The 25,821-nt window shown below is 71.2% G+C and carries 25 protein-coding genes; 11 read left to right on the forward strand and 14 right to left on the reverse strand.

The genetic code is table 11. The annotated features are described in order from the left end of the window. Positions 1-10: 10 nt before the first annotated feature. From KME78_RS30285 to KME78_RS30295, 3 genes are read left to right on the forward strand one after another with little or no spacing between them, the layout of a single operon-like run. On the forward strand, positions 11-943 hold the full coding sequence (locus KME78_RS30285; RefSeq protein WP_219532800.1) for an ROK family glucokinase: 933 nt from the start codon (positions 11-13) through the stop codon (positions 941-943). Positions 944-957: 14 nt separating this feature from the next. Then, positions 958-1,650: an endonuclease/exonuclease/phosphatase family protein gene (locus tag KME78_RS30290; protein WP_219532801.1), complete on the forward strand. Its 693-nt coding sequence runs from the start codon at positions 958-960 to the stop codon at positions 1,648-1,650. A 38-nt stretch (positions 1,651-1,688) separates the two neighbouring features. After that, complete coding sequence (locus KME78_RS30295; RefSeq protein WP_246652083.1) at positions 1,689-2,822, forward strand: hypothetical protein; 1,134 nt, start codon at positions 1,689-1,691, stop codon at positions 2,820-2,822. A 31-nt stretch (positions 2,823-2,853) separates the two neighbouring features. Here KME78_RS30295 and KME78_RS30300 read toward each other — a convergent pair whose 3' ends face one another. Together KME78_RS30300 and KME78_RS30305 are read right to left on the reverse strand one after the other, a co-directional pair. Beyond that, entirely contained in the window at positions 2,854-3,318 is a 465-nt protein-coding gene (locus KME78_RS30300; protein WP_219532802.1) for a hypothetical protein, read from the reverse strand. 46 nt (positions 3,319-3,364) lie between these two features. Further along, positions 3,365-4,123, reverse strand: coding sequence for an alpha/beta hydrolase (locus KME78_RS30305; protein WP_219532803.1), 759 nt, complete (start codon positions 4,121-4,123; stop codon positions 3,365-3,367). A gap of 147 nt (positions 4,124-4,270) precedes the next feature. Between KME78_RS30305 and KME78_RS30310 the strand changes: the two genes are divergently transcribed. Then, positions 4,271-4,972, forward strand: coding sequence for a lysophospholipid acyltransferase family protein (locus KME78_RS30310; RefSeq protein WP_219532804.1), 702 nt, complete (start codon positions 4,271-4,273; stop codon positions 4,970-4,972). Positions 4,973-4,976: 4 nt separating this feature from the next. Here KME78_RS30310 and KME78_RS30315 read toward each other — a convergent pair whose 3' ends face one another. Beyond that, positions 4,977-5,432 (reverse strand): MarR family winged helix-turn-helix transcriptional regulator, encoded by a 456-nt coding sequence (locus KME78_RS30315; RefSeq protein ID WP_219532805.1) that lies wholly within the window; start codon positions 5,430-5,432, stop codon positions 4,977-4,979. An 83-nt stretch (positions 5,433-5,515) separates the two neighbouring features. Between KME78_RS30315 and KME78_RS30320 the strand changes: the two genes are divergently transcribed. Then, positions 5,516-5,944, forward strand: coding sequence for a DoxX family protein (locus tag KME78_RS30320; protein ID WP_219532806.1), 429 nt, complete (start codon positions 5,516-5,518; stop codon positions 5,942-5,944). A gap of 146 nt (positions 5,945-6,090) precedes the next feature. Here the strand turns inward: KME78_RS30320 and mmuM are convergent, their stop codons facing one another. The 3 genes from mmuM to KME78_RS30335 all read right to left on the reverse strand — a co-directional run bounded on the left by mmuM (position 6,091) and on the right by KME78_RS30335 (position 8,601). Continuing rightward, positions 6,091-6,957 (reverse strand): homocysteine S-methyltransferase, encoded by an 867-nt coding sequence (gene mmuM, locus KME78_RS30325; protein ID WP_219532807.1) that lies wholly within the window; start codon positions 6,955-6,957, stop codon positions 6,091-6,093. An 87-nt stretch (positions 6,958-7,044) separates the two neighbouring features. After that, the gene (otsB, locus tag KME78_RS30330) at positions 7,045-7,863 is read right to left on the reverse strand and encodes a trehalose-phosphatase (RefSeq protein ID WP_219532808.1); all 819 of its coding nucleotides are present in this window, start codon (positions 7,861-7,863) and stop codon (positions 7,045-7,047) included. Between the two features lie 42 nt (positions 7,864-7,905). Beyond that, positions 7,906-8,601: a Crp/Fnr family transcriptional regulator gene (locus tag KME78_RS30335; RefSeq protein ID WP_219532809.1), complete on the reverse strand. Its 696-nt coding sequence runs from the start codon at positions 8,599-8,601 to the stop codon at positions 7,906-7,908. 72 nt (positions 8,602-8,673) lie between these two features. Between KME78_RS30335 and KME78_RS30340 the strand changes: the two genes are divergently transcribed. After that, the gene (locus tag KME78_RS30340) at positions 8,674-8,940 is read left to right on the forward strand and encodes a YciI family protein (protein WP_219532810.1); all 267 of its coding nucleotides are present in this window, start codon (positions 8,674-8,676) and stop codon (positions 8,938-8,940) included. 52 nt (positions 8,941-8,992) lie between these two features. On the opposite strand, the gene KME78_RS30345 is transcribed toward KME78_RS30340, so the two are convergent. From KME78_RS30345 to KME78_RS64795, 3 genes are all read right to left on the reverse strand, one after another. Continuing rightward, positions 8,993-10,246: an RNA-guided endonuclease InsQ/TnpB family protein gene (locus KME78_RS30345; protein WP_308127190.1), complete on the reverse strand. Its 1,254-nt coding sequence runs from the start codon at positions 10,244-10,246 to the stop codon at positions 8,993-8,995. Positions 10,247-10,507: 261 nt separating this feature from the next. Next, positions 10,508-13,057 (reverse strand): VIT domain-containing protein, encoded by a 2,550-nt coding sequence (locus tag KME78_RS30350; protein WP_219532811.1) that lies wholly within the window; start codon positions 13,055-13,057, stop codon positions 10,508-10,510. Beyond that, positions 13,054-13,968, reverse strand: coding sequence for a helix-turn-helix domain-containing protein (locus KME78_RS64795; RefSeq protein ID WP_246652085.1), 915 nt, complete (start codon positions 13,966-13,968; stop codon positions 13,054-13,056). Before KME78_RS64795 ends, KME78_RS30350 begins: the two co-directional genes overlap by 4 nt. A gap of 108 nt (positions 13,969-14,076) precedes the next feature. On the opposite strand from KME78_RS64795, the gene KME78_RS30360 reads away from it, so the two are divergent. Further along, positions 14,077-14,544 carry a Dps family protein gene (locus KME78_RS30360; RefSeq protein WP_219532812.1) on the forward strand — a complete coding sequence of 156 codons (468 nt, stop codon included), beginning with the start codon at positions 14,077-14,079 and terminating at the stop codon, positions 14,542-14,544. A gap of 468 nt (positions 14,545-15,012) precedes the next feature. Further along, positions 15,013-16,035: an alkaline phosphatase PhoX gene (locus tag KME78_RS30365; protein WP_219532813.1), complete on the forward strand. Its 1,023-nt coding sequence runs from the start codon at positions 15,013-15,015 to the stop codon at positions 16,033-16,035. A 348-nt stretch (positions 16,036-16,383) separates the two neighbouring features. Here the strand turns inward: KME78_RS30365 and KME78_RS30370 are convergent, their stop codons facing one another. Continuing rightward, positions 16,384-16,977, reverse strand: a complete 594-nt coding sequence (locus tag KME78_RS30370) for a TetR/AcrR family transcriptional regulator (RefSeq protein WP_219532814.1) — start codon at positions 16,975-16,977, stop codon at positions 16,384-16,386. Between the two features lie 93 nt (positions 16,978-17,070). Here KME78_RS30370 and KME78_RS30375 point away from each other — a divergent pair, with 93 nt between their 5' ends. Then, positions 17,071-19,296: an MMPL family transporter gene (locus KME78_RS30375; RefSeq protein ID WP_246652087.1), complete on the forward strand. Its 2,226-nt coding sequence runs from the start codon at positions 17,071-17,073 to the stop codon at positions 19,294-19,296. Here the strand turns inward: KME78_RS30375 and KME78_RS30380 are convergent. After that, positions 19,265-20,176 carry a bifunctional helix-turn-helix transcriptional regulator/GNAT family N-acetyltransferase gene (locus tag KME78_RS30380; protein WP_219532815.1) on the reverse strand — a complete coding sequence of 304 codons (912 nt, stop codon included), beginning with the start codon at positions 20,174-20,176 and terminating at the stop codon, positions 19,265-19,267. The genes KME78_RS30375 and KME78_RS30380 overlap by 32 nt on opposite strands. A gap of 22 nt (positions 20,177-20,198) precedes the next feature. On the opposite strand from KME78_RS30380, the gene KME78_RS30385 reads away from it, so the two are divergent. Next, the gene (locus KME78_RS30385; RefSeq protein ID WP_219532816.1) at positions 20,199-21,116 is read left to right on the forward strand and encodes a lactonase family protein; all 918 of its coding nucleotides are present in this window, start codon (positions 20,199-20,201) and stop codon (positions 21,114-21,116) included. A gap of 54 nt (positions 21,117-21,170) precedes the next feature. Next, on the forward strand, positions 21,171-22,517 hold the full coding sequence (locus KME78_RS30390; RefSeq protein ID WP_219532817.1) for a N,N-dimethylformamidase beta subunit family domain-containing protein: 1,347 nt from the start codon (positions 21,171-21,173) through the stop codon (positions 22,515-22,517). On the opposite strand, the gene KME78_RS30395 is transcribed toward KME78_RS30390, so the two are convergent. The 3 genes from KME78_RS30395 to glpK are packed head-to-tail and all read right to left on the reverse strand — an operon-like array spanning position 22,514 to position 25,792. Then, positions 22,514-23,248 carry a Clp protease N-terminal domain-containing protein gene (locus tag KME78_RS30395; RefSeq protein WP_219532818.1) on the reverse strand — a complete coding sequence of 245 codons (735 nt, stop codon included), beginning with the start codon at positions 23,246-23,248 and terminating at the stop codon, positions 22,514-22,516. The genes KME78_RS30390 and KME78_RS30395 overlap by 4 nt on opposite strands. A gap of 57 nt (positions 23,249-23,305) precedes the next feature. Next, on the reverse strand, positions 23,306-24,250 hold the full coding sequence (locus KME78_RS30400) for a hypothetical protein (protein ID WP_219532819.1): 945 nt from the start codon (positions 24,248-24,250) through the stop codon (positions 23,306-23,308). A 30-nt stretch (positions 24,251-24,280) separates the two neighbouring features. After that, positions 24,281-25,792 carry a glycerol kinase GlpK gene (gene glpK / locus KME78_RS30405; protein ID WP_219532820.1) on the reverse strand — a complete coding sequence of 504 codons (1,512 nt, stop codon included), beginning with the start codon at positions 25,790-25,792 and terminating at the stop codon, positions 24,281-24,283. Positions 25,793-25,821 lie beyond the last annotated feature (29 nt).

The following is a 25,821-nucleotide window of genomic DNA, read 5'->3' on the forward strand; positions in this document are numbered from 1 at the left end:
ACACAGGGGCATGCTCACGATCGGTGTGGACATCGGCGGCACGAAGGTCGCCGCGGGCGTGGTCGATGACGACGGCACGATCGTCGCCCAGGCGCTCAAGCCCACTCCGGCCGACCGGCCCGACCAGGTCGCCGCGACGGTGGCCGAGGTCGTGCGCGAGCTCGCCCAGGACAGGGAGATCGAGGCCGTCGGAGTGGGCGCGGCCGGGTTCGTCGACGAGACCCGGTCGATCGTGCGGTTCGCCCCCAACCTCGCCTGGCGCGAGGAGCCGCTGCAGAAGAAGATCAGCGGTCTGATCGGGCTGCCGGTCGTCATCGAGAACGACGCCAACGCCATGGCCTGGGGCGAGGCCAGGTTCGGCGCCGGACGCGGCCAGTCGCACATCGTCTGCATCACGGTCGGCACCGGCATCGGAGGCGGCTTCGTCTTCGACGGCAAGCTGTTCAGGGGCCACTGGGGCATGGGAGCCGAGCTCGGCCACATGCAGGTGGTGCCCCATGGGCGGCTGTGCGGGTGCGGTCAGATCGGCTGCTGGGAGCAGTACGCCAGCGGCAACGCCCTCGTCGCCGAGGCCAGGCACATCGCCGCCGTGCAGCCGAAACGGGCCGAGATCCTGCTCGGCCTGGCGGGCGGCACGATCGAGGGCGAGGAGGTCACCGAGGCGGCCAGGCTGGGTGACGAGGCGTCCCTGCTCGCGTTCGCAAGCATCGCCGACTGGCTCGGCCAGGGCATGGCCGACCTGGCCGCGGTTCTCGACCCGGGCTGCTTCATCGTGGGCGGCGGGGTCTCCCGCGCGGCCGAGTTCTTCCTCGACCGGACCCGTGAGACGTTCGCCCGCCGGCTCACGGGCAGGGGGCACCGGCCGCTCGCCGAGATCCGGCTGGCCGAGCTGGGCGCCTCCGCGGGAGTCGTCGGCGCGGCCGACCTCGCCAGGCTGCGCTGACCGGTTCGCGCGCGATGCTCCGCGTGGCCACGTACAACGTCCGGGGGCTGCGTGACAGCGTGCCCGCGCTGATCCGGGTGATCGAGTCGATGCGCGCCGACGTCCTGTGCCTCCAGGAGGCGCCGCGCTTCCTCAACTGGCGCGGCCGGCGGCGCGAGCTGGCCGAGGCGTGCGGCCTGCGGGTGGCGGCCGGGGGCCGGCTCGGCGGCGTCGCCGTGCTCGCCCGCCCGGGGATCGAGGTGCCGGCGGCCGAGCACCACGCGCTGAAGGTGTTCCTCGGCCTGGAGATCCGCGGGCTGGCCGTCGCGATCCTGCGCGTCGAGGGGGTGCCCCTGGCCGTCGGCTCGATCCACCTCGACCTCCATCGCGCGGCCAGGCTGCGGCACGCGTACGAGGCGATGACGCTGATGCGACGGGCGGCGCGCGCGTACGGCGCCGCCATCGTGATCGGCGGCGACTTCAACGAGCAGGAGACCGAGCCCACCTGGCGTTATCTGGCCGGGCAGCTGGCTGACTGCCATCCGGCCGCGCCCCGCGGCGACGGGCTGACCTTCCCGGCCCGGGGGCCGCGCGAGCGCATCGACGCGGTGTTCGCCGAGCGCGGTCTGACGGTCGTCTCGTGCGGCGGTGCGGACGCCTCCGAGGCCGACCTCGGGGCCGCCACCGACCACCTGCCGGTGCTCGCCGAGCTGCGAGTAGGACCCTAACGGAGCAGGGGTGGGTCGCGAACCCGTAGCATTTGCTCATGACCCGTCGCTTTCAGCGGCGTGCGCTCACCCTGATCTTGGCGACGTCCGTGGCCTTGTCGCAGGTCACGCCCGCCGCGCATGCCGAGCCTCACCCCGCCACGCTTGAGGCGTGGCAGCAGTCGACGAGCGTCCGCCTGGACGCCGACGGCTCGCTCTCCGACGTGACCGCGCTCTCGTCGGGCGATGTCTGGGCCGTGGGCCAGCAGGAGATCTGGGATGTGTGGAAGAACCGCGGCACGGTCCGCCACTGGAACGGCACCAGTTGGTCCGAGGTGACCCTGCGCGACGCCACCGGCGCCGGCAACCTGCGCGGCGTGGCCGCCACCTCGCCGTCCGACGTGTGGGCCGTGGGAGACGGCCACGACGGCCTGCCCTACCTCGCCCACGGCGACGCGGGCGGCTTCGACCGGGTCAGGGCGGAGGGGATGCGCGGGGGCGACTGGCTCGGCGGCATCGACGCCCGCCCGGGGCGGGTGGTGGCCGTCGGCAGCCGCGACAACTCCTGGCTCATCCTCACCGGCCAGGGCGGCAAGTGGGCCACCCAGGAGTCCCCCAGGGACGACGACGAAAAGGTCCTGGAGCCGGGCGCGCTCTACGGTGTGTCCAACGGGTTCGCCGTCGGCGACACCGGCAAGGCGCCGCTGATCATGCACCTGTCGGGCAGCACCTGGAAGCCCATGCGCGTGCCCGACCTCCCCGGCGGCTACCTGCGCGACATCCAGGTCGACAGCCCCAAACGGGCGCTGGCCGTGGGCGGCGTCTACCGCAGCGACGGCGAGGTGGACCCGCTCGTCCTGTCGTGGAACGGCAAGCGCTGGCAGCGGGAGGAGCTGCCCGTGACCGAGTCGCGTCTCTACGGTGTCACCGGCGACGGCAAGGGCCGCTTCTGGATCTCCGGCTTCGACCCGTCACGGGCCGCCGAGCCGTTCATGATGCGCTGCGAGAAGGGTAACTGCGAGATCATCCGGGGCGACGCCGCGAAGGGCAAGGACAGCGTGCGCTTGCAGGCCGCTACTTACCTCGCGGGCAAGGGCACGGTCTGGGCGGTCGGCCATGCCGTGGACGCCCGTGAGCGCTACACCGACGTGGTGGAGTCGTTCGGGCCCAGGGACCCTTCGCTGAACTCCTAGTCCCTGGCCGGCCTCCTGGAGGCCGGCCGCCCTACAGCACGGCGCCGTCGTCCCACCCGGAGTCGTTGGGCGGGCCGTCGCCCATCCGCACCACCAGCGCCACGAAGCCGCCGATGAACGCGGCCACGGCGGTGAACAGCGCCCAGCCCTCCATCTGCCAGTTGGCCATCGCGGCGATCAGGAGGTAGGCCGGGCCACCGAACAGCGCCACCCAGGCCAGCTTGGTCGGCAGGTCGAGCTTGGGCAGGGGCGGCGGCACCGGTGGCTCGAAGCGCCCCTCACCGTCCTCGTCGAGGTCGTCGTCGTCCTCGTCGCCCTGCTCCGCCTCCACGTCGGCGTCCTCGTCGGCCGCCGGTTTCACCACCCGGTGGACGGGCTCGACCGGCACGTTCTCGCTGTCCGGCCATGGCTGGTCGGCCGAGTCACGCTCGGCTGTGTCGTTGAAGGACGCGACGATCTGGCGCCAGACCTCGTCCTCGTCACTCTGGGGCGTCACCTAGATGGGCCTCTCCGCAGCGATCGCGACTTCCCCCTGGGTGCGATCAGTCCCTCTGCAAGGGTACCGAGGCATGTGTCCGGATGAAGTCGAGGCTACCGGCAAAGATCCTGTGGGCATCGTTGTCCAGCGTCGCAACATGGTAGCTATCGGTAAGCTCCTCGATCGTGGCCTGCGGTACGTTCTGGCGAATCATCGCCACACTTGTCGGTTTCACCACATGGTCCTCCGCGCTGTGGAAGACCAGCAGCGGCTGGGTCACCTTCACCAGGTCGCCCTGGACCAGCGACCACAGGCCGGGCAGCGAGGCGGCCGCCTTCACGGGCGTGCGCGCGTAGGCCAGCTCGGTCACGCCCGGCTTCTTGACGTCGTTCCCCACCCCCGGCACCGACGGCAGGAACCACTTGAGCACCGGGGCCAGCATCAGCAGCGGCGCGTCCCTGACGATCGACGGGTTGACCACCACGACGCCCCTGATCGCCTCGCCGTGCACCTCGGCCAGCCGCAGCGCCAGGCAGCCGCCCAGCGACAGGCCCGCCACGAAGACGTCCGCGCAGCGGCCCTGGAGGTCCTCGAACGCCTTCTCCACCTCGGCGTACCAGTCCTCCCAGCGGGTACGGTTCATCTCCTGCCAGGTGGTGCCATGTCCGGGCTGGCGGGGGAGGGAGACGCTCACCCCGTGCCCGGCCAGATACTCGCCCCAGGGCCGCAGCGACTGCGGCGTGCCGGTGAAGCCGTGGCACAGCAGTACACCGACCTGACCTGCTTCATGGTGATAGGGCTCCGCGCCTGGCATGAGCGGCATAACAGCTCCTCGATGGGATTTCATCCCGGAATTGCCCGATCGTCGCACGATCGAGGGGGATTGTGCGAGAGGTGAGGTAGGAGCATCCGTCCTGAGATGCGAAGATGACTTTGCTTGCTGACAGAGCTCTCGAGAAGAGGTGGCCGGGTGTTCTACTGGGTGGTCAAGGCCATCTTGGGGCCGTTCCTCCGCGTCGTCTTCCGGCCGTGGGCAGAAGGTGCGGAGAATGTACCCAGGCAGGGACCGGCCATCCTGGCCGGAAACCACCTGTCGTTCGCCGATCATTTCTTCGGGCCGCTGCACCTGCGCCGCAAGGTCATCTCGCTCGGCAAGTCCGACTACTTCACCGGGCGCGGCGTCAAGGGCTTCTTCAGCCGGCTGTTCTTCAGCGGCGTCGGCACCGTGCCCATCGACCGCTCGGGCGGCAAGGCCAGCGAGGCCGCGCTGCGCACCGGCATGCGGGTGCTGAGCGAGGGCAGCATCCTCGGCATCTACCCCGAGGGCACCCGCTCGCCCGACGGCCGCCTGTACAAGGGCAAGACGGGCGTCGCCCGGCTGGCCCTCATGTCGCGGGTCCCGGTGATCCCGTGGGCCATGGTCAACACCTTCGAGATGATGCCGCCCGGCCGCCCGCTGCCCAAGCTCGGGATCCGGCCCGGGGTGCGGTTCGGCAAGCCGCTCGACTTCTCCCGCTACTACGGGATGGAGGAGGACCGGCTGGTGCTGCGCGCCGTGACCGACGAGATCATGTACGCGCTCATGGAGCTGTCGGAGCAGGAGTACGTCGACAAGTACGCCGCCAGCGCCAAGGTCGAGATGGAGCGCGCGGCCCGGGCCGCCAAGGGCTGAGCGGTCACTGCCGCAGCGCCTGCTCCGTCTTGCACATGGCGGCGGTCATCGTCTCCAGCTCGCCGCGGGTCAGCCGGTCGATGAGGTAGGCCCGGACGACCTCCAGATGACCGGGCGCGACCCGCTCCAGGCAGCTGACGCCCGCCTCGGTCAGCACGGCCAGCACACCCCGCTCGTCGGACGGGCAGGTGGTGCGCTCGACCAGGCCCGCCCGCTCCAGCTGGCCGATCTGGTATGTCAGCGCGGACTTCGACACCACGACGCCCCTGGCCAGCTCTGTCATGCGCATCTGGCGGCCGGGGGCGTCGGCCAGGCGTACCAGGATCTCGTACTGCGGATGCGTCAGCCCGGCCGTGGCCTTGAGCTGCTCTTCGATGCGCCGCTCGAGCAGGTGGGAGGTGGACAGGAAGGCGCGCCAGGCGGCCATCTCCGTCTCGTCGAGCCAGCGGGTGTTCGTCACACCGTTCAGTGTACTTGTTGTTCAGATTTGAACTTACGGGTAAAGTGCTCGTTCAAATCTGAACGACTATCTTTGGAGATCGCATGCTTGACCAGTCACGTTCCGTAGCGCTCCTGGTCGCCCGGGTGGCCGTCGGGGTAATCTTCCTGGTGCACGGCTACCAGAAGTTCGCCACGATGGGGATCGCCGGGACCACCAAGTTCTTCGAGTCGGCCGGGATCCCGCTGGCCGCGGCCGCCGCTCCGGCGGTGGCGGTGCTGGAGGTCGCGGGCGGCCTGGCGCTGATCCTCGGCGTGGCGCTGCCCGTGGTGGGGACCCTGCTGGCGCTCGACATGGTGGGCGCGATCGTGTTCGTGCACGGGGCCAACGGGTTCGCGGCCGACAAGGGCGGCTATGAGTTCGTCCTGTCGCTGGCGGCGGGCGCGCTGGCCATCGGCTTCAGCGGCGGCGGCGCGCTCGCCCTCGACCGCCTGCTGTCGCGCCGCCGCACCCCTGCGCACGTCGCGGCCTGACCTGCGCGGCCTGACCTGCGCGGCGTGACCTGCGCGGCGTGACCTGCGCGGTGTGACCTGCGCGGTGTGACCTGCGCGGCCTGGCCGTCGCGGTGCCGCTGTCCCCGTTCTGCCGCCCCGCCGCTCGCCGCGGCGGGGCGGGGCGTTCAGGACACGTGGGCGCGGATCTGCTTGATGTGCTCGGGAGTGGTACGGCAGCAGCCGCCGATGAGCGAGGCGCCGGCCCGCTGCCACTCCTCGGCTGCCTGGCCGTACTCGACGGGGTCGGCGGTGCCGAGCCACCGGCCCTGTCCGGAGTCCCAGCGTTCGCCGGAGTTGGGGTAGACGACCACCGGCAGGCCGCCGGAGAGCGCGCCGATGAGGCCGGAGATGTGGCGCGGCGCGGTGCAGTTGACCCCGACGGCCACCACCTGCGAGCTGCCGGCGAACAGCGCGGCGGCCTCGCCGATCGGGGTGCCGTCGTTGAGGTGCGCGGCGTCGCGGCAGGAGAAGCTCACCCACGCCTTGACCGACGGCGTCTCGGCGAGCAGCCGGGCCAGCGCCCGCGCCTCCGGGTAGGACGGGATGGTCTCGCAGGCGAGCAGGTCGGACCCGGCCGAGGCGAGGATCTCCCAGCGTGGCCGGTGCCAGGAGAGCAGGCCAAGCTCGTCGAGGTCGTAGTCGCCGGTGTATTCGGCGCCGTTGGCGAGGTAGGCCCCGTAGGGACCGATCGAGGCGGCCACCAGCCCGCCCCCGGCCTCGTCGCGGGCCTGGGCCGCCAGCTCCACCGAGAGCCTCATCAGCCGCTCGGCCCGCGCCACGTCGAGCCCGTGCCGGACGAACCCCGGGATCGACGCCTGATAGCTCGCCGTCGTGGCCACATCGGCGCCCGCGGCGTAGTAGTCGGCGTGCGCCTGCCGGATCAGCGCCGGATCCTCCAGCAGCAGCCGCGCGGACCACAGCTCGTCGCTCAGGTCGGCGCCGAGCATTTCGAGACGGGTGGCCAGGCCGCCGTCCAGGACAAGGGTGCTCACCCGTCCAGAGTATGGTGCCCCGTGTACCGGACAGGACTTTCCCGGTTGATGGCCACCCGGTGAACGGCTCGAATTAATCACATAACTTTATCGGGAATCCCGCTTGTCATGGAAAGCGCGGATTATCTCGTCGAGCATGGCCGGGACGTCCGCCGGGCCGGAGGCGGCGAAATCCGCCTGCCGCGCCAGGTCGTCTCCTGTTTCCGAGTTCGCCACCGCCACTTTGACCCCGATGAACGCAGGATCGCCTTCCTCGCGCGTACGCAGTGCCTCGAAGGCGCGGGCGTCGGACAGGTCGTCGCCGAAGTACCAGGCCCTGGTCAGGTCGGCGGCCTCCGTCGCGACGACCGTGCCCTTGTCGCCGGGTACGGGTGGCTTCAGCTCGACCACCATCCGGCCCAGCTGCTCGGCCAGGCCCAGCTCGGCGGCCTTCGCCGACGACCACCTCTCCACCACGCCACGCAGCGCCGGAGCGGCTCTGTAGTGCAGCGCGACCATCAGCGCCTTGTCCTCCACCAGCACCTTGCCCGGCAGCTCGCGGGCGGCGTCGGCGATCAGGCGGCGGATGACCGGCGCCCACGGCTCGGCCTCCCCGGCGTTCCTGATCTCGCCGCCGACCACCGTCTGCAGGCCGTACAGGCCGAAGAGCCGCACGCCGGGCGCGGCCGAGAAACGTTCGCGCAGGAACGCGGCGGGGCGCGCGGAGACGACCGCGACGCGCGCGAACAGCTCCGACAGCGCGCCCAGCCGTTCCACCGCGCCGGGGACGGGGAGTACCGCGTCCGGGTCGTTCATGATGGGGGCGACAGTGCCGTCGAAATCGAAGAAGAAACCCGATTCCCGGGCCGCGGAAACAGTGGCGGAGACCGCCTCGGCGAAGCGCAGCGGTGCGCGAGAGGTCGCCATGTACGGTGACGATAGAACAGGCCGCCGGACTCCGATAGACGCCTATTCGTATTTCCGGCGGACTTTACCGCCGGCGTCGGCAGGGGCGGTCTTCGCGATGCGGGCGAGCGCCTCGGCGTCCTTCACCGTCACCTCGCCGTCGCCGATCTCGACGAGCTCGCGACGTTCGAAGGAGCGCAGGGCCCTGTTGACGCTCACCCTGGTCGCGCCGATCTCGGCACCCAGCCCCGCCTGCCCGGCATGCAGCCGCACCCGGCCGTCCTCGCTGTGGCGTACCAGCCACTTGGCCACCCGCGCGGAGACGTCCAGCACCACCGCGTCGGTGAGCCGCTCGTCGAGGTCGCGCACGGTCTCGGCCAGGGTACGCATCAGCCGGGCCGCCACCGACGGCTCGGTGGCGATCGCCTCCAGTACGGCCACGCGCGGCAGGTAGGCCACCTCCACCGGCGTGACGGCCGTCAGCGTGGCCCGGTGCGTGCCCTCCACCAGGAGCGTCGTCTTGTCGAACGCCACGGGCGCGGCGTCCACGGCCAGCACCACCTCCCGGCCGTCCACGCTCACCCGCCCGGCCTTGACCCGGCCGTCGAGCAGGACGATCAGCTGGTCGGCCGGGTCGCCCTCGGTGCAGAGCACCTGCCCCGCCGGGTAACGCCGCGACCGCGCCACGGCCTCCAGCCTGCGCAGCCCCTCCTGGCCCAGCTCGCGGAACATCGGGAGGTCGGCCAGCGTGTGCGTCATGTATCAGGTGATACACCACGGGTGTGCCCGGTGATGCGGCGGCCGTCTCGATGGCGGGCTTAACGTGCGGGTATGGCGAGATATGTGGTGCAGCTGGCGTTCGACGGCGACCTCGGGCGGCTGGCGGCCCGGCCCGCGCATCGGGAGCATCTGCGGGTGCTTCGCGATGAGGGGCGGTTGGTGATGGCGGGGCCGTGGGCGGATGACAGTGGGGCGTTGCACGTGTACGAGGTGGCTGATGAGGAGGAGTTGAGGGAGATTCTCCGGCGTGATCCTTATGCGGCGGTGAACGGGGGGTGTGAGGTGGTGCTGCTCAAGGAGTGGACGCCGATCTTTTGACGTGCTCTCCGGGATGAACGAATTCCGGGGATTCCGCCTGTGTCGCATGGTGTCATGCGGCACTTCGGTGGCTTCCTGCTTCGTCGGCCGTGCCCCGTGCCCGGCGCTTGCGCGCTGGGCGTGGGGTCTTACCGGCCTCCACAGGCGTTTCGGGTCTCCGCTTCCCGCCCATCTCAGGTTCGGGTTTCCGTCCAGCGGCGACCTGCCGCCTCCCGGCGGCCAGGATGTTGATTGCGGCGTTCACATCTCGGTCATGACTCACGCCACAGGCGCACGCCCATTCCCGGACGTTGAGCGGCATCACCTCTGCCAGGCTCCCGCACGCCGAGCAGAGCTTGGAGGAGGGATGGAACCGGTCGATCTGGGCGAAGGTGCGACCGTGCAGTTTCGCCTTGTATTTCAGCATGCCCACGAACGCGGACCAGCCCGCATCGTGCACGCTCTTGGCCAGCCTCGTGCGGGCCAGCCCCTTGACCGCCAAGTCCTCCACATAGATCGCTTGGTTCTCGCGAACTATCCGCGTGGAGGCCTGATGGTGGAACTCGCGGCGCGCATCGGCGACCTTCGCATGGTGACGGGCCACCTTCACCCGGGCCTTGACCCGGTTCTGCGATCCTTTCTCCTTACGCGACAACGCCTTCTGAAGGCGTCTGAGTTTCTTCTCTGCCCGCCGTAGAAACCGGGGCGAGTCGATCTTCCGGCCATCGGCAAGCACCGCGAAATGCGCCAACCCCAGATCGATGCCTGTTTCAGCCTCGACGCGGGGCAACGGCCGTTCGGCGACCTCGACCACGAACGAGGCGAAGTACCGGCCCGCCGCGTCTTTGATCACCGTCACGCTGGACGGATCGGACGGCAGAGGGCGTGACCAGCGGACCGCGATGTCACCGATCTTCGGTAGGGACAGCTTCTCCCCCACCTTGAACCGGGCGTTCCTGGTGAACCGGATCGCCTGCCGATTGTCCTTACGGGAACGAAACCGAGGCGCGCCGATCTTCGGCCCCTTACGTTTGCCGGACAGACTGGCGAAAAAGTTACGGTAAGCCATGGCGGCGTCCGCGAGGGCCTGCTGGAGCACCACCGCCGACACCTCGCCCAGCCACGCCCGATCGGGGCGCTGTCTGGCCTCGGTGATGACCTGCTTGGACAACTCGCCATCGGTAATGAACGGCAGCCCGTCCGTGTGCGCCTGACGGCGCAGCGCGAGCGCGTCGTTGTACACCACCCGCGCGCACCCGAACGCTCGCGCCAGCGCGATCCGCTGGGCGGGGGCCGGATCCAAGCGGTAGTTGTAACGGAGCCGCACACGTTGATCATATCGCCGACCCGTAACCCAGAGTGGTGATATGAGAACCTAAGGACACGGCTTTCGTGCTGCACGCCCACTTGGTCTCTGACCGACCCCGGCCAGCTGACCTCGACTGACCCTGAGCGGCCGACTGACCTCGGAGTCTGCCGCTGGATGGCACCGAGCGCCGACCAGAGGCTGGCCGAGGGCGGTGCTGGTGGTGGCGGTGTAAGGAAATTTCTGGACACCGCCACCACCTCAGGGCGCTCGCCGGTCCTGTCAGGTGCGCTTCCAGAACGGGCGGCGGGGCGTACCCGGTGTGGACTGGCTCGGTGAGGGCGATCCGCTGGTGAGTGCCGTGAGCACCTCGATGGCGTGCGTCCTCAGAGCTTTGGCGTCGGTGCCCGGCAGCCCCGCCGCCTGCAGCTCCTCGGCCAGGGCGGACAGCTCCGGGGGGCCGCCCAGGAAGACGGCCAGCGCCGAGAGCCGGGAGCCCAGGTCCGCCAGGTAGAGCGGGTCGGGGCCGCTGGGCAGCGCCTTGAGCCGGTCGAGCTCGGCTACCAATTGCGTCCTGACCGACTCCACGCCGGATGCGCCCGGACGCGGAGCCGGGGGCGGCGCGTACCGCGGCGGCGGGCTCATCCGCCCGCCAGCCGAGCCGCCACCATAGCCGTGGCCTCCGCCACCGCCTGCGCCGCTGCCTGGAGCACCGCCCGGGCCACTGCCCCCGCCACTACCCGGAGCACCGCCCGGGGCCCTGCGCGGAGCACGGCGTGGAGCGCCCGGAGCGCCCGGAGCGCGCGGCGCGCTGCCGGGACCCGCATCCGTGTCCCAGTCGACGTCTCCGGCGTCACGGGCGCGGCCGGCTATGTCTGAAGCGCCTGTGTCCTGGGCGCCGCCCGCGAAGCCGTGGCCCTGGCCAGGGGCGAAGCCCGGGTCGGGCACCGACATGGCGCGGAACGACGGCGCGGCCATCACCGCGGCCTGGGCCATGAACGGCATCATCGGCGGGTTCTGCGGCAGCTCCCAGCCGCTCGGCGGCTCCACGGGCTGGATGACGCGGTGCTCCGGCTCGCCTTCCGCCACCTTCCTGGTGTCGACCGCCACGTAGGCGGTGAAGCGGCACAGGACGCCGTTCTCCAGCGAGACCCGGACGATCTGCGCCTCCAGCTCGTGCTCGCCCATGGCGTAGCGGTCCTCCAGCTCGCGCAGGTACGCGCGGGCCCAGACGGCGCGGATCGCCGGGTTGTCGACCACGGTCCCCGTCACCTGCTGCTCCCACGGGGTGCCCGAGGCCAGCCCGCGTACGGTCACCGACGAGCCGTTCCGGTAGCGGCCGTGTACCCGCAGCGGGACGCCGGGGAAGATGGAGCCCAGGTGGGTGACCGTGCCGGGCTCCACATCGAGGTCCTTGAGGGACAGATCGGTCACCAGGGGTGCGCCGATGCGCCGGTGGATCTGTTCCATGGCGGCGTCCAGGCGGTCCTCGGACTCGACCAGCTCGCAGCGGCCCGCGCCCAGGCCGGCCAGCCGGCCCAGGAACCCGGCGTTCACCGCCCGGTCGATGCCGACGGTGTGCACCCGCATCGACGACAGCGCGCCGCCGGTCTGCTCCAGTATCTGGTCCTCGTGGCCCACCTGCCCGTCGGTGACCAGCACGAGGACGCGTTCCCGCCCGGCCTCGTCGTGGAGCAGGGAGATGGCCTGGCGGAGCGGCTCCAGCAGTTCGGTGCCGCCGCGGGCGTCCACCCGCGACAGGTGTTCGACGGCGCGGTAGCGGTTGCGGTCCGAGGCCGTCACGAGCCCTTCGAACGCCTGCTCCACCACCGAGTCGAACGTCAGCACCGCGAACCGGTCCTGCTCGGTCAGCGTGTCGACGATCCGCGCCGCGGCCCGGCGCGCGGCGACCATCTTCCAGCCGCCCATGCTGCCCGAGCGGTCCAGCAGCAGTACGAGGTCACGCGGCGCGCGCGGCGACTCCAGCGCCGGGGGCAGCACGGTCAGCGAGAACGCGCCCTCGCCGTCCAGTTGCAGCGCCGTCGAGGCGTCGAACGACAGCCGCAGGATGAAGTCGCGGTCCAGCCGCTCGCCGGGCCGCAGCCGTACAGTGTGGCCCTCTTTTTCGTGAACCTCTTCCTCGACCACGTGCAGGCTGGAGGCCATGTCGCGCAGGTCCAGCCCGGCGGCGTCGATCGTCGCGGTCAGCGACAGGCGTACCGGGGCGGGGAAGCCGGGCAGCAGCACCGGCGGCGTGATGCGCGAGGCGTCGGGCACCGCGTCGGTGTCGGGCGCGGTGCCGTCACCGGAACCGGGGCCGTCGAGCGGGACGCCCGGAATGTAGCGGGGGGCGACGACCAGCGGGAAGCGGAACGTGGCCGCGCCATCCTCGTACGGCAGCGGCTGGCTCAGCGTGAGCCTGACCGTCACCCGCTCACCGGGCAGCAGGTTGCCCACCCTGATCGTGAACACATCCGGCCGGTCCTCCTCGGCGATCGCGGCCCGCTTCCCTTCGCGCAGCGCCCGGTCGTAGTCGGCCCTGGCCTGGCCGCGCTCCTTGAGCACGCCCTCGATCACCCGGTCGTCGGCCTCCATCCGGAACCCCGTCACCGCCGCCCGGTCCGGCAGCGGGAAGACGTACGTGGCCTCCAGCGTGACGTCGTACGGATTGCGGAAGCCCTGCGTCACCTCGACCCCGGCCACCAACCCGGAAATGTCGGCGGACACGGCCACGCTCTCCAGGGGCAGGTTCCCGCGCGCGGTCCGCAGCGCGCCGAACCCGGCGTCCGGCACCGGCAGGCACCGGGCGGGCTCCAGCGAAGTGATCTTCATATCAGCTTCCTCTCTTCGAGCAGCGCCAGCAGCGGCGCCGCCGCGGCGAGTACCGCCTGGATGTCGTCTTCAGCCGGGGTACGGCCGGCGCCGTCGAGCAGGAGCGTGACCCCGTCGGCGAGCCTGACCCCACGCACCAGCGCCCCAATGGGCGGGGTGACACGCGCTGGCCGGCCGGTATCACTGGGCGGGGGAGGGCCGGCGGGCCGGCCACTGCCGGCGGGCGGGGCCGCACTGGGGGATGGGAGAGCACCGGCGGGTGTGGCGGCGCCAGGGGGCGGGGCGGCGCTGGAGGGCGGGAGAGCGTCGGCGGGATGGATAGTGCCGGTGGGCAAGGAACCGTTGGCGGGCAGGGCGGTGCCGGTGCCGTCGGTGGGACGTTCGGTCCAGAAGCGGCCACGTGGGCTCCTGGATCCGGCCGCCGAGCCGTCGAGGAGATCCGCCGTCTCGGGCGTCTCCGTCTCGGGCGTCTCCGTCTCGGACGTCGCCGTCTCGGGCGTCTCACCGTTGAGGTGACCCCCCGCAGTTCGAGCATCCTCACTGAGGCTCGGGCCGTCTAGGAGGGCCCCCACCGCGGCGACATCCTCGTCCAAGATCAGCCCTTCGGGGTGGGCCGTCCGCTCCAAGGTGGCGTCCGTCGCGCCGGTCAGGGTGGTCTGGATCTCCGCGATCGACCGCCCCGCGGCCTGGAGCCGCTTGATGGCCACGAGCTGCAGCAGGTGCCGTCTGCCGTACTGGGCGATCCTGCCGCGCCTGGTCAGCGGCGGGTCGACGAGGCCGATCGTGGTGTACCACCTGATCAAGCGTTCCCCGGGCACGTCGCGGACCCGGCCGTTGAGCGGCTGCGCGTGGGCGCGCAACGCGTCGGCGGCGTGCTCCGCCAGCTCGCGGATGGTCCAGGTGTCGCTCATACCTTCACAATTACACTGTCACTATTGCAGTGTCAATCGGCGGGCTGCGGGTAAGCGGGGTGTTCTACGCAAAAGACCCTGATGTCGAACCACGGGGAGGAACACATCATGGCTACGATCACCGGTCCGCTCTCGGGCGAGGCGAAGAACACGGTCGCGACGGCCCTCCAGGGAGCACTGGTCGATCTCATCGATCTCTCGCTGCTCGCCAAGCAGATGCACTGGAACCTGACCGGCCCGCACTTCCGGCCGATCCACCTCCAGCTCGACGAGCTCACCGCCTTGGCCCGCGAGCACGCCGACACCATCGCCGAACGCGCCGTCGCCCTGGGACTCAGCCCGGACGGCCGCGCGGCCACCGTCGCCAAGTCCACCAAGCTCGCGCAGCCGGAGAACGGCTGGATCGAGGACGGCAAGGTCGTGGCGACGATGACGGACATCCTGGAGAGCATCGGCAACCGGATGCGCGAGCGCATCGCCGCGACCGACGAACCGGACCCCGTCTCCCAGGACCGGCTCATCGCCGTGGCTCAGGACATCGACAAGCAGCACTGGATGTTCCAGGCCCAGAGCTGACCTCGGCACCACGCACCGGCTCGGGAGCTCGCCCGCTTCCGTGCCGTGCGCGCCTCGTGCCCGCCCAACAGCCTCGCCGCGACGGCCGGTCCGTCCGTCCGTCGCCCTCGACCCCCTGCGCACCGTCACCCCCGTGGCCGCCCGCGTGCACCCCCGTGGCCGCCCGCGTGCGCGCGGGGATCGCGGCGGCAGGGCCGATACGGGGCAGCGGTTTCTGCGCGGCGGACGCCGCGGAGGGCCCGGCTGCCACGGGGCGGCCGGCCGCCGGTCCGCCGTCCTGAAGTGAGCAGCGCTGAAGTGAGCACTCTGGAAGGACCGGTGACCGGTGTTGAAGTGAGCCGTACTGGTGTCAGCCGTGCTGGGTGTCACCGGATCACGCCTGAGGTTCGCGCAGAGTTTGATCTCGCACATCCCTGTCATTCATGTCGGTGAGGTCGACTAGCGTGGCACTTAGAGGGAGGCTCCACGATGTCCAGCAAGACGCTCCTCCGCACGGGTCCGCTCCGGCAGGGCGGGATGAGCCCGTATGGCCCCCTGGAGCCGCCCGGCGGCGACGATCTGGCCTTGCCCGGGGGGTTCAGCGGCCGGGTCGTGGCCCGCTCGGGTCAGAAGGTGGCCGGGCTGACCTGGCACGCGGCGCCCGACGGCGGCGCGTGCTTCCCCGACGGCACCGGCTGGATCTACGTGTCCAACTCCGAGCTGCCGCTGCTCGGCGGGGCGTCCGCGCTCCGCTTCCGTGCCGACGGTTCGATCGCGGACGCGTACCGCATCCTGTCCGGCACCGACCTCAACCGCGCGGGCGGCGCGACGCCGTGGGACAGCTGGCTCTCGTGCGAGCTCGGCCACCGCGGGCGCGTCTTCGAATGCGACCCGTACGGCGCCCGCGCCGGGCGCCCCCGCCTGGCCATGGGCCGCTTCAAGCACGAGGCCGCCGCCTGCGACCCCGACCGGCAGGTCGTCTACCTGACGGAGGGGGAGTCCGACGGGTGCTTCTACCGGTTCAGGCCGGGCGATTGGGGCGATCTCACTGAGGGCACCCTGGAGGTGCTCTGCGACGGTGGCGACTGGAAGCCGGTGCCCTCGCCCGCCGCCCTGCTCAAGGCCGTGCGCCACCAGATAGAGGACGCCCGCCACTTCGACGGCGGCGAGGGCTGCCACTACGCGGGCGGCGTCTGCTACTTCACCACCGAGGGTGACAGCGGCCTGTGGGCCTACGACGCCGAGACCTCCACACTCGACCGGATCTGCGACGGCGTACGTGCCATCACGGCGGCACCGTCGGGCGACCTGTACGTCGCCAGGCAGTCGACGGAGATCGACCTCATCACGCCCGACCGGGAGGTCACGCCGTTCCTCAAGCTCGGCGGCCCGAGCGGGGCCGAGCTCACGGGGCTGGCGTTCGCGCCCGGCGGCGGCCGACTCTACTTCTCGGCCAGACGAGGCCGCGACGACGGCCGCACCTTCGAGGTGGCCGGCCCCTTCCGCGCCTGAGGGACCTCAGCGCGTGACCCACGGACGGCTTCTGGGGTGAAAACGCGGCGAACGAACGTGGCGAGCAGACGAGGGCCCGGTTGCGGGGGACAAGTCCACCACCGGGTAGACCCGCGATCACGACCCTGGCCGCCGGGCTGACATCGCCGCGGTCCTGGGCCCCGGACGGCCCAATCGCCGGCCTGAGTCTCTCCACTCCGGCCTGAGCGTCTCTACCCCGGCTGGCCGGGAGACGCCGCACTGGCCGGGAGACTCCGCGCTGAGCGGGAGACTCCGCACTGGCCGACACACCGCGCTGAGCGGCCGGCCACCCGTCGGGCGCGTCACCAACGTCACAGGACGGAACAACTAGCTCAGGTACCGCACCAGCGCGACCTTCAGCTCCTCGATCAGCTGCGCCGCCCGGGTGGGTTCGGCCGTGGAGATCAGTGCCATGACGGCCGAGACCATCGCCACCGCCATCGCGGCCATGAGGCGCGCCCGCGCGGGATCCAGGTCCGGGGCGCGCCGCAGCAGCATGGCGGCCACCTGTTCGCCGACCGCCTCCTGAAGGCGGTCGGCCGCCCCGGCCAGCGTGTCGCCCGTCGCCGAGCCGTGCATCACGGCCCAGTAGGCGGGCGAGTGCGCCTTGAACGCCACGCTCTGGTCCACGACCTGCCCGACCAGCGTCTCCAGTGGCAGGTCCGGCGTGACGGCCGACAGCCGCTCGGTCCAGAACACCGCCCGTTCGTCGGTGTAGCGAGACACCAGCCCGTCGAGGATCTCCTCCTTGTTGCGGAAGAACTGATAGAGCGACCCGGGTGACAGCCCGGCCTGGGCGGCGACCTGGTTCGTCGTCATGGCGGGGTAGCCGATCTCGGCGATCACCGCCTCGGCCGCGTCGAGGATCTCCGCCATGCGCTTGAGCCCGCGCGCCTGCCGGCGCACCGTGCGCTCAGCCATGGCACACCGCGTTGACAAATGCGAGCATTTACTTGTATTTCTGATGGGCGGACAAAACACGAGTAGTTTACCGAATTTCGTCGGGGAGAACGCATGAAGACCGAAGTCATGGCACAGGCAGGGACGCGCGCGACCGGGCCGCCGCTCCGCAGGCTCGGGTTCCTCCTGGTACGGCGGCGCCGGCTGGTGCTGTCGCTGGCCCTCGTCGCGTTCGTGATCGCCGGAGCCCTGGCCGCGGGGGCGGTGCCGCGGCTGTCGCTGTCCAGGTTCGACGCGCCCGGCTCGGAGTCGGACCGGGCCCAGGCCGAGCTGGCCGAGCGGTTCCGCACCGGCAGCCCGGACCTGGTCTTCCTGCTGACCGCGAAGGCCGGCACCGTCGACGACCCGGCCAACGCGACCGCCGGGCAGGAGCTGACCGCCCGCGTAGCCCGCTCCGGCGGCGTGGCGGAGGCGGCGTCCTACTGGTCGCGCGGCAGGCCCGCGACGCTGCGCAGCGCGGACGGCAGGCAGGCGCTGATCGTGGTCCGCGTGCCCGGCGACGCCGACCACGTGCGGACACGGGTGCTTCCAGAGCTCGTGCCACGCATCACCGGCGAGGGCGAGCCGTTCGAGGTGCGGGCCGGGGATGAGTCGTTCGAGGTGGGGGCCGGGAATGGGCCGTTCGAGGTGCGGGCCGGGGGCGGGGAGGAGGTGTTCCGGCAGGCCGTGCCGCTGGCCAGGCAGGACTTCGTCCGGGCCGAGCTGGTCATTTTCCCGCTGGCGTTCGTGCTGCTCTGGCTCTACCTGCGCCGTACGCTGGCCGCGCTGGTGCCGATCCTCGCCGGGGTGTTCGCGATGGTGATCGGGCTCGCGCTGCTGCGCGGCATCCTGATATTTGCGGATATATCGACGTTTGCCCTGAACCTCACCTTGGCGATGGGCCTGGGTCTGGGGATCGACTACTGCCTGTTCGTGATCTCGCGCTTCCGTGAAGAGGTACGGCGCGGCGCGGGCCGGGCCGAAGCCGTGGCGGGAGCCGTCGAGCACGCCGGTCGTACGGTGATCTTCAGCGGTCTCACCGTGGCGGCCTCGCTGGCCGTACTGTTCGCACTGCCCTTCGGCTTCCTGCGCTCGTTCGCCTACGCGGGCATCGCCGTGGTCGCCGGTGGCCTGGGCGTGGCGGTGCTGGTGCTGCCGGCCGTCCTGGCCTCGGCGGGCGGCGCGATGCTGCCGCGGCGGGAGCGGGCCGAGCGGCCGGGCGGGTTCTGGCACGGGCTGGCCACGCGAGTGATGCGCCGGCCGTTGATCTTCGGGGGCGTGGCCACGGTGCTGCTGCTCGTGCTGGCCTCGCCGTTCCTGAGCCTGCGGTTCGGCGCCGCCGACGACCGGATCCTGCCGGCCGAGGCGCCCGCGCGGCAGGTGCAGGAGATGATCCGCCAGGGCTTCCCCGCCGAGGAGACCGACGCGATCCAGATCGTGTCCCGGGGGGCCGCCACGGACGTGACGGGCTACGCGGTGCGGCTGTCGAGGCTGCCCGGCGTCGCCCAGGTCGACTCCGCCGCCGGTTCCTTCGCGGGAGGGACGCGGACGGGCGACGGCGATCCGGCCCGGTTCGCCGGGGGAGCGGGCACCTGGCTGTCGGTGGTGCCGTCGGCCGCGTCGCTGTCCGGCGATCCGGTGGAGTTGGTGACGGCCGTACGGGCGGTCGACGCGCCGTTCGAGGTGCTGGTCGGCGGCTATCCGGCCGAGCTGGCCGACTACCGCGCCTCGGTGGTCGACCGGCTGCCGCTGGTGATCGCGCTGATGCTGGGCGTGACGTACGCGCTACTGCTGTTCATGACACGCAGCCTGATCCTGCCGCTCAAGGCGACCGTACTGAACGTGCTCAGCCTGGGCGTCATGTTCGGGGCGATCGTCTGGATCTTTCAGCAGGGCCACCTGTCGGGCCTGCTCGGCTTCACCCCGACGGGCACGCTCGACGCGAGCATCCCCGTCCTCATGCTCTGCGTCGCCTACGGGCTGTCGATGGACTACGAGGTGTTCCTGCTGTCGCGGATCAAGGAGGAGTACGACCGGACGGGCGACACGAACGAGGCGGTGGCCGCCGGGCTGCGGCGCGGGGCGCCGCTGATCACGGCGGCGGGCGGCATCCTGGCGCTGTCGTTCGCCGCCTACGCCACCGCGCAGGTCGCGTTCGTCCAGATGCTCGGGGTCGGCATGGCCGTCGCCGTGCTCGTCGACGCCACCGTGATCAGGGCCGTGCTGGTGCCCAGCCTGATGCGCCTGGCCGGGCCGCTCAACTGGTGGCCTAGAGGTCGCGGCTCCACTCCTGCTCGGTGAGCTCGATCCCGTTCTCCGTCTCCATGTGCTCCGACTCCAGCTCGAACCCGGCGGCCTGGTAGATGCGCCGCGCGCTGGCCAGGCAGTCGCGGGTCATCAGCGTGATCCGCTTGTAGCCCTCGGCCTTGGCGTGGCGCAGGCACTCGCCGACGAGCCGGCCGCCCAGGCCCAGCCCGCGGGCCGACGGCTCGACCAGCAGCAGCCGGAGCCGCGCGGTCGTGTCGTCCTCGCGGACGCAGAACACGCACCCGGCGGGCTCCCCGCCCACCTCGGCGATCCAGCCCATGTCGCGCGCCGGGTCGTACTCGCCGATGATCCTGGCGACCAGCCGCTCGAAGTCCATGCCCCAGCCGTACTCCTTGCTGTAGAGGACGCCGTGCCGGTAGACGACCCAGCTCAGGTCGCCGGTCCGCAGGGGCCTGATCACGTACGGCTCGCGTTCGCCGGTGCCCTCCAGCAGCGTCCTGATCGTGGCCATGCCGGCGATCAGGCGTTCCTGTCCCTGCTCCGGCAGCGAGGTCAGCAGCCGCTCGGCCTCCTCGTCCGAGCGCACGTTCAGCCGCCCGTACGACTCGGCGCCCGCCGCGCTGAGCCGGACCAGCTGCTTGCGGGCGTCGGTGGCCGAGCGTTCCCTGGAGATCAGCCCATCGCCCTCGAGACGGGTCAGGATCCTGCTCAGGTAGCCCGCGTCGAGGCCGAGCAGGGCACGCAGCTCACCCGTCTCCAGCCGGCCCGCGTGCCCGAGCTCGAACAGCACCCGGCACTCGGTCAGCGAGTACGGCGAGTCGAGCATTCCGGCCTGCAGGACGCCGATGACCTTCGTATAGAAGCGATTGAAGGCCCTGACCTCAGCAACCCTTGCCTTTGTCAACGAACTCATTGCCGCAGTCAACCATGAGAAGATGCCTCCTGTGAAGCACCTGTATATAGGCGGATATGGGCCTGGCATCGTCACCCCCGGCGGAGAGCTGACCCGCCTCACCTCGTCCTCGTTCCTGGCAGCGCACCCGAAGCTGCCGGTGCTGTACGCAGTGGGCGAGCTGGCCCAGGGTTGGCTGACGGCGTTCAGCGTGGAAGAGGGCGGCGCGCTCCTCCCGCTGGACGAGCGGCCCAGCATGGGCGACAGCCCCTGCCACGTGGCCGTCGATCCGGAGGGCACGCTGCTCGCCGTCGCCAACTACGGCGACGGCGTGGTGAGCCTGCATCACCTCGACTCCCGCGGCGCGTTCGAGGGACGCCCGATCGTGCTGAGCAACGAGGGCTCCGGACCGCACCCCGAGCGCCAGCAGGGCCCGCACGCCCACCAGACGGTCTTCCACGACGGCCTGCTGTACGTCTCCGACCTGGGCACCGACCAGATCCGCCGCTACCGGCCCGACGGCGAGGCGCTGGAGCCGCTGCGCCTGACCCCGGGCACCGGGCCGCGCCACATGGTCTTCTCCGGCTCGCGCCTGTACGTCGTGGGCGAGCTCGACGGCATCGTCACGCTCATCGACGGCGAGAAGTCGGCGGGCACCCTCGCCTCACGGGCCGAGGGCGTCAACCACCCCTCCCACCTCGATCTCGACGGGGACTTCCTGTACGTGGCCAACCGCGGCCCCGACACGATCACCGTGCTGCGGGCCGAAGACCTGTCGCTGGTGGCCGAGGTGCCGTCGGGCGGCGAGTGGCCCCGGCACTTCGCCATCGACGGCGACCGCCTGTACGTGGCCAACCAGCACTCGGGAGTGGTCACCGAGTTCGCGCTGAAGGACGGCGTGCCCGAGCCCACGGGGCAGGTGCTGGAGGTCGACAGCCCTTCTTGCGTACTGCCGGCGTAAGGACTTCGCCAAGTCGCGGGCCCGGCGGGCGGCCGGTCGTGACCGTGGTGCGCTGTGCGAAAGTCCCTCGTCGTCCTGTTCCTGCTGGCGACCGCGTGCGGCGGAGTCCCCGCCGCCCCGGTTCGCCCGTCACCTTCGGTCACGGCTCCGCGAGTCACCCCGCCCGCTGACCCGCCCGCCGCCCGGCCGGCTCGCTGGCGCATCACCGAGCGCGGCGCGGAGCACGAGATCGAGGGATACGCCGATCGCGTCAGCGTGCTGCCCGGCGAGCGGTTCCGGATGCGCGTCTCCACGACCGCGCCGCACTTCACCGCGTACGCCTTCCGCATGGGCGCCCGCCCGGCCGAGGTGTGGCGCTCCGGCCGTCTCCCAGGGGTTCGCCAGGCGCCGCCCCAGACGGTGGAGGGCATGGTCACGGCCGCCCACTGGAAGCCCTCGCTCACCGTCGACACCACCGGCTGGCGGGAGGGCGCCTACCTGGTACGCCTCGACGCCTCCACCGGCGGCCAGCGCTACGTCCCGATCACCGTGCGCTCGGCCTCGACGACGGGCCGGGTGGTGCTGGTCAACGCGGTGACCACCTGGCAGGCGTACAACCTGTGGGGCGGCCGCAGCCTCTACCAGGGCCCGGGCGGCTTCGACGGACGCTCGCGCAAGGTGACCTTCGACCGGCCCTACGACACCTCCGGCGCGCGGCTCTTCCTCGACTTCGAGCGGTCCGCGATCGCGCTGGCCGAGCGGAGCGGGGTGCCGCTGGCCTACCTGACCAGCCTGGACCTGCGGCCCGGCGTGCTCGACGGGGCCAGGGCCGTGGTGTCCCTGGGGCATGACGAGTACTGGTCGCCCGGCATGCGCGCCGCCGTCACCCGCGCCCGCGACGCCGGCACGAACCTGGCCTTCCTCGGTGCCAACGCCGTCTACTGGCGGATCGGGTTGTACGGCCGGATGATCATGTGCGACAAGGAGACCCAGTGCCCGCTCTGGCGCGCGTCAACGCCGGAGAGCGAGCTGGTGGGGCAGCAGTACGACTGCTTCCCCGCCGAAGCGACCTACGTGGTGAGCAGGCCCGGCCACTGGATCTTCGAGGGGACCCGGGGCAGGCGCTTCCCCGGCCTGGCGGGCGTCGAGACGGACAAGGTGTCCACCGATTCGCCGCGGAACGTCAAGGTCCTGGCCCATTCGCCGGTCGACTGCGGCGGCCGGGCGACGAGCTCCGACAGCACCTACTACACGGCCCCGGGAGGGGCCGGGGTGTTCGCCTCGGGCACGATGCGCTGGGTGTGCGGGATGCGGGGAAGGCGGTGCGGCCACGGGGTGACCAAGGCCGCCGCCCCCTTCACCCGCCACGCGACGCGCAACATCCTGACCAGGTTCGCCCAGGGTCCGGCGGGGGCACCTTAGGACTTCTTGTCGCGCCCGAGGAGGAGCTCGGCGAGCATCCGCTTGATCTCGGCCTCGGCGGCCTCCTTGGTCACGCCGAGCCCGTCGAGCGCGATCGCGGCCGTCCCCTCGCCGAGCGACAGCACGCCGAGCAGCATGTGCTCGGTGCCGATGTAGTTGTGGCCGAGCCGCAGCGCCTCGCGCAGCGTCAGCTCCAGGGCCTTCTTGCTCTGCGGGGCGAAGGGCGGCTTGTCGGGCGCGTTCTCGCTCGCCGGGGGGAGCAGGGCCTTCATGACCTCCTCGACCCGCTCCAGCGGCGCGCCGAGCGTCACCATGGTCTTGGCCGCCAGCGCGTCCGGCTCGCGCAGCAGCCCGAGGACGAGGTGCTCGGGCTCGATGTGGTCGCTGCCCGAGCTCTGGGCCGCCTTCTCGGACTCCACGATGACGTTGCGGGCTTTGCTGGTGTAGCGGTCATAGGCGCGGGCGATGATGTCTTCGGCCATACCTCCCTCCTTGGCCACGAACCGTTTCTGGGCGGCCTGCTTGGTCACGCCCATGCTGCGGCCGATCTCGGTCCAGGAGGCGCCGGAGTGCCGGGCCCGGTCGACGAAGTGGCCGATGAGGTGGTCGGCCACCTCGCCGAGGTGCTCGCCCAGCGTCACGGCGTCGGAGAGCTGGCCCAGGGGGTCGTCGTCGGGGTGACGGCGCTTGATCGCGTTGATGAGGTCGTCGAGACGTACGGTCTGATCCATGGGTCAACCATAGGTTGACGATTCTGGATCGTCAACCCTGGGTTGACGCTACGGATCTCAGTAGTCGAGCACTCCGCTGAAGACATCGATTTCGTCATCGACGCTGAACTCGCTCGGCGGCTGCACGAAGGTGTCGAGCACCCGCATGCCGTCGTTCGCCCTGCGCCAGCGCCAAACGAGGTCGTGTCCGGAATGGGCCCTGGTCAGAATGTCGAGGTGGTTCGCCCGGTCCCAGAGCAGCGCGTTGCCGTCTTCGCCGGCGGGAAGCTTGATGGGGGAGCTGACCGGTCCGCCGGCCAGGTCCAGGAATCGGATGGAGTCGGGTTCCTTGCCGAAAGGGTCCGAGTCGATGTAGGCGATCGTCGTCCCGTTCGTATGAAGCGCGGGGAAGAACGCGGCTCGTGGCCCAGTCCGTACCACGCTCCAGGTCTCGGTCGAATAGACGACGGACGTGCCATCCCGCTGCCGGACGAGGAGATGTTCGTTGTCCGGGCTGAAGCTCATCGGGTACTGCCCCGCGGGCAGGGTGTACGCCTGCGCGGTGACGGAGTTCAGCACCTGGTGGAGTTCGCCGCGCCTGGTCACGACGAACTGAGCGGCAGGAGACAGGCCTATCCGGAACCGGTTCGTGAGTGACCATTTCACTCCGGGCACGACGCGCACTTTGCCCGTGGTGACGTCGCGGATGACCAGCGCATCGTCCTTCAAGCGGAAATAGGCCGCCTGACTGCCATGTGGTGACAGGGCGAACGGGGCAAGGCCGGGGCGCTTGGACCCAGGGTCGACGTACAACCTCGCGTCGGTCAGGCGGACCACCCTGCCGCTTCTCAGCCGCAGCCGCCAGGGCGCGCACAGGTGCTGCACGCCGAACCCCTTGCCGGGGCAACTGCCGTCGGCATAGCGGACGAGGTCCTTCGCCGCCGTCGCCTCCACCGGAGCTCCGGTGCCGACCGACAGCACGGCCGCCAGGAGAAGAGTGCCTGATCGCCGTGTCAGTCGCACAGCAGCTCCTTGATCGTCTGAGGGTGACGGTTATCGCCGGGAGCCGGATGCCAGGGCGACGGCCGCCCGCCATCGCTCGTACGCGGCGTCGTCGCGGGTTCCGGGCTCGAAACGGCGGTCCAGCCGCCACGTCTCGCGCAGCTCGTCCGCCGACCCCCAGACGCCCGAGCCGAGACCCGCCAGGAACGCCGCCCCCAGCCCGGTCGTCTCCTGGACCACCGGCCGCTCCACGGCCGCGCCGAGCTGGTCCGCCTGCACCTGCATGAGCAGGTCGTTGCCGCTGGCCCCGCCGTCGGCCTTGAGCGCCGGCGCGGACCCGGCGCCGTTGGACGCTGGCGCGGACCCGGCGCCGTCAGACGCGGAGCCGCCCGTCATCACCTCGACCACGTCGCGCACCTCGAAGGCGATCGCCTCCAGTGTCGCCCTGACCAGGTGGGCCCTGGTGGTGCCGCGGGTGATGCCGGTGATCAGGCCGCGTGCCTCCGGGTCCCAGTACGGCGCGCCGAGCCCGGTCAGGGCGGGCACGAACACCACGCCGCCGCTGTCGGGCACCGTGCGGGCCACCGCCTCAGACTCCGGCGCGGTGCCGATCAGCCCCAGCCCGTCGCGCAGCCACTGCACGGCCGCGCCGGTCACGAAGACCGAGCCCTCCAGCGCGTACGTGATGTCTCCCGACGGCGTCTGCCAGGCGACGGTCGTGAGCAGGCCCGCATCGGAGCGGACGATCTCCTCGCCGGTGTTGGTCAGGATGAACGAGCCGGTGCCATAGGTGCACTTCACCTCGCCCACCCGGAAGCACGTCTGCCCGAACAGCGCCGCCTGCTGGTCGCCCGCCACGCCGCTGATCGGCAGGTCGAGCCCGAGGAACACACCGGGGTCCGTACGGCCGATCGGGCCGTAACTGGGCACGATCTCCGGCAGGGCGGACTCGGGCACCCCGAACAGCTCGCACAGCTCGGGCTCCCACGACCCGGACGCCAGGCCGTACAGCAGGGTGCGCGAGGCGTTGGAGGCGTCGGTCACGTGGCGCGCGCCCGCGGCGAGCCGGGCGATCAGATAGGAGTCGACGGTGCCCACCACCACGTCGCCCGACAGCACGCCCTCCCACGAGCCCTGGTCGTGCTCGGCCAGCCAGGTCAGCTTCGAGGCGGTGAAGTAGGGGTCGAGCCGCAGACCGGTCAGCTCCGAGACGCGCGGCTCGTGGCCGGCCGAGCGCAGCCGCTCGCAGATGCCCGCGGTGCGGCGGTCCTGCCAGACGATCGCGCGGCGCGGCGCGGCCAGCGTGCGCCGGTCCCACAGGACCGCGGTCTCCCGCTGGTTGGTGATGCCGAGGCAGGCCGGCCTGGACGTGGCCGCGCGCAGAGCCGCCGCGCAGGCGCTCAGCGTGGCCTGCCAGATGTCCTCGGGGTTGTGCTCGACCCAGCCGGGTTCGGGGAAGTGCTGGGCGAACTCCTCATAGCCCTTGGACTCGATCCGGCCGTCCTCGGTCACGACGAGCGCCGTCACCCCGGTCGTCCCGGCGTCGATGGCCAACACACTCACGAAATCGCCTCCCGGAAGGGGTTTCGCTC

The organism is Nonomuraea guangzhouensis (assembly GCF_019396345.1).
Taxonomy (GTDB): domain Bacteria; phylum Actinomycetota; class Actinomycetes; order Streptosporangiales; family Streptosporangiaceae; genus Nonomuraea; species Nonomuraea guangzhouensis.

Excerpts from the sequence above, each read along its gene's own strand:
- KME78_RS30335 (WP_219532809.1), bottom strand. The coding sequence starts at position 8,601 with ATGACGCACACGCTGGCCGACCTCCCGATGTTCCGCGAGCTGGGCCAG.
- otsB (WP_219532808.1), bottom strand. The coding sequence starts at position 7,863 with ATGGCGACCTCTCGCGCACCGCTGCGCTTCGCCGAGGCGGTCTCCGCC.
- KME78_RS30365 (WP_219532813.1), top strand. The coding sequence starts at position 15,013 with ATGTCCAGCAAGACGCTCCTCCGCACGGGTCCGCTCCGGCAGGGCGGG.
- KME78_RS30350 (WP_219532811.1), bottom strand. The coding sequence starts at position 13,057 with ATGAAGATCACTTCGCTGGAGCCCGCCCGGTGCCTGCCGGTGCCGGAC.
- KME78_RS30385 (WP_219532816.1), top strand. The coding sequence starts at position 20,199 with ATGCCTCCTGTGAAGCACCTGTATATAGGCGGATATGGGCCTGGCATC.
- KME78_RS30360 (WP_219532812.1), top strand. The coding sequence starts at position 14,077 with ATGGCTACGATCACCGGTCCGCTCTCGGGCGAGGCGAAGAACACGGTC.
- KME78_RS30305 (WP_219532803.1), bottom strand. The coding sequence starts at position 4,123 with ATGCCGCTCATGCCAGGCGCGGAGCCCTATCACCATGAAGCAGGTCAG.
- KME78_RS30395 (WP_219532818.1), bottom strand. The coding sequence starts at position 23,248 with ATGGATCAGACCGTACGTCTCGACGACCTCATCAACGCGATCAAGCGC.
- KME78_RS30380 (WP_219532815.1), bottom strand. The coding sequence starts at position 20,176 with ATGAGTTCGTTGACAAAGGCAAGGGTTGCTGAGGTCAGGGCCTTCAAT.
- KME78_RS64795 (WP_246652085.1), bottom strand. The coding sequence starts at position 13,968 with ATGAGCGACACCTGGACCATCCGCGAGCTGGCGGAGCACGCCGCCGAC.
- KME78_RS30285 (WP_219532800.1), top strand. The coding sequence starts at position 11 with ATGCTCACGATCGGTGTGGACATCGGCGGCACGAAGGTCGCCGCGGGC.
- KME78_RS30295 (WP_246652083.1), top strand. The coding sequence starts at position 1,689 with ATGACCCGTCGCTTTCAGCGGCGTGCGCTCACCCTGATCTTGGCGACG.
- KME78_RS30375 (WP_246652087.1), top strand. The coding sequence starts at position 17,071 with ATGAAGACCGAAGTCATGGCACAGGCAGGGACGCGCGCGACCGGGCCG.
- KME78_RS30320 (WP_219532806.1), top strand. The coding sequence starts at position 5,516 with ATGCTTGACCAGTCACGTTCCGTAGCGCTCCTGGTCGCCCGGGTGGCC.
- KME78_RS30340 (WP_219532810.1), top strand. The coding sequence starts at position 8,674 with ATGGCGAGATATGTGGTGCAGCTGGCGTTCGACGGCGACCTCGGGCGG.
- KME78_RS30370 (WP_219532814.1), bottom strand. The coding sequence starts at position 16,977 with ATGGCTGAGCGCACGGTGCGCCGGCAGGCGCGCGGGCTCAAGCGCATG.
- KME78_RS30290 (WP_219532801.1), top strand. The coding sequence starts at position 958 with ATGCTCCGCGTGGCCACGTACAACGTCCGGGGGCTGCGTGACAGCGTG.